Here is a 1,917-nt window from a genome sequence, read left to right on the forward strand (position 1 = left end):
GGTTTGTTGCTAAAAGTACCCTCAAACTATGACCCTGTAAACCGAACTTATTCGGGTGTCTGGAATGGAACCTTCAAGTTGGCCGCGACGAACAATCCCGCCTGGATTTTTTATGACCTGGTTTTGAATAATCGTTACGGCTGTGGAGAGCGGATTAATAGTACACAAATAGATAAGTGGGATTTATACCAGATAGCCCAGTATTGTGATGAAAACGTTCCTGACGGTCAAGGTGGTTCAGGTAAAGAGCCTCGTTTTTTATGTGATATTTATATTCAGTCTCAGGAATCGGCTTATCAGGTATTGCGTGATATTGCGGGTATTTTTAGAGGTATAACTTTTTGGGCGGATAATTCTGTCAAAGCGGTGGCTGATATGCCCTCGGATGTCTTTCGGATTTTCACGCAAGCGAATATCGTTGATGGTAAGGTGACATATTCGGGCGGTAGTCAGCAAAACCGTTATACGCAGGTGCTGGTTTCCTATTCGGATGCCGATAATCACAGTCATGATGCCATTGAGGCGGTCTCTGATAGCAAACTGCAGCGCCGTTATGGTGTGCGTAAAACGGATATTTCGGCGATTGGTTGCACTCGACAATCAGAAGCAAACCGACGTGGACGCTGGATATTATTAACGAATGCTTATGACAGGACGATTACCTTTTCAACWGGGCTKGAAGGKGCTATTCCAACGCCTGGACAGATTATWGGSGTRGCGGAYGCAAATCTTGCTGGCCGCATTATTGGTGGCAGGATTTCWTCTGTTGATGAGAGAAAAATTACGCTCGACAGGAAGGCAGATGTTAAATCGGGTGACAGACTTATCATWAACTTACCAGATGGAAAATCAGAAGCAAGAACAGTCCAGACGGTTAACGACAATATTATCACTGTAACARCCCGTTATTCTCAACCSATTGNAAAAAAATGCGGTTTGGACARTAGATGCYAATGACYTGGCRATTCAGCTTTAWCGCGTAATTAGCATTCAGGACAAYGCCGATAATACATATACCATCACGGGGACTTTCCATAATCCAGATAAATATGCGCATATTGATTTGGGAGCCAGGATTGATAAAAGACCAATTACTGTCATCCCMCCKGGTGTTCAATYRCCCCCKAARAACGTACATATCTCTGCTKATACCCATATCAATCAAGGRATTGCTGTTACAACGTTAARAGCKGACTGGGATGCCAYAGAAAATGCGATTGCYTATGAGGCACAATGGCGAAGAGGAARYAATAAYTGGGTRAGTATACCTCGAACRTCMACATCGAGTTTTGAAGTTCARGGGATATATGCCGGACGTTATCAGGTAAGAGTTAGAGCCATAAACTCATCGGATATTTCGTCAATCTGGACGAATGCTCCTGAGACGACACTGAAAGGTAAGGAAGGCGAACCCCCTACACCTGTGAATTTCAGAGCTTCCACGTTGGTGTTTGGGATTAAGCTAGACTGGGGATTCAACGAAAATACAGAAGACACGTTAAAAACAGAGATTCAGTACAGCGAAACCAATGACGGTGAAGGCTTGATGTTACTGGCTGATATACCTTATCCGTCAAAAAGCCATGAAATGTCTGGGTTGGCCGCAGGCGTAGTTTTTTATTTTCGCGCAAGACTAGTTGATAAATCCGGTAACCAGTCACCGTGGACAGAATTTGTGCGGGGTGAGTCAGAATTTGATGCCAGCAGTATCATTGATGAAATTGATAAAAAAATTAACGATACGGAAGCCATTAAACAGCTAAAGAAAGGAATAGACAGTAGCACAGAAGCGATACTGGAAAACGCGAAGGGACTTAACGGCAATACACAATATTTCATGCGTCAAAACGGCAAAATGAAAGCGGAAATTGTCAGGGTAGACAATTCTGTGGTAACCGAGACTAAAGCCTTCGCCGA

Annotated in this window: 1 protein-coding gene and 1 pseudogene; both read left to right on the top strand. The window is 43.7% G+C overall.

Features of this window, described 5'->3' with window-relative positions:
- Positions 1 to 957 (top strand): phage tail protein (locus CBG25_RS06455; protein ID WP_290605435.1); only part of this gene is annotated, 957 nt, incomplete at its 5' end.
- 487 nt (positions 958 to 1,444) lie between these two features.
- A pseudogene (locus tag CBG25_RS06460) lies at positions 1,445 to 1,917 on the top strand (host specificity protein); the annotation flags it as partial.

Source organism: Arsenophonus sp. ENCA (assembly GCF_002287155.1).
GTDB lineage: Bacteria > Pseudomonadota > Gammaproteobacteria > Enterobacterales > Enterobacteriaceae > Arsenophonus > Arsenophonus nilaparvatae.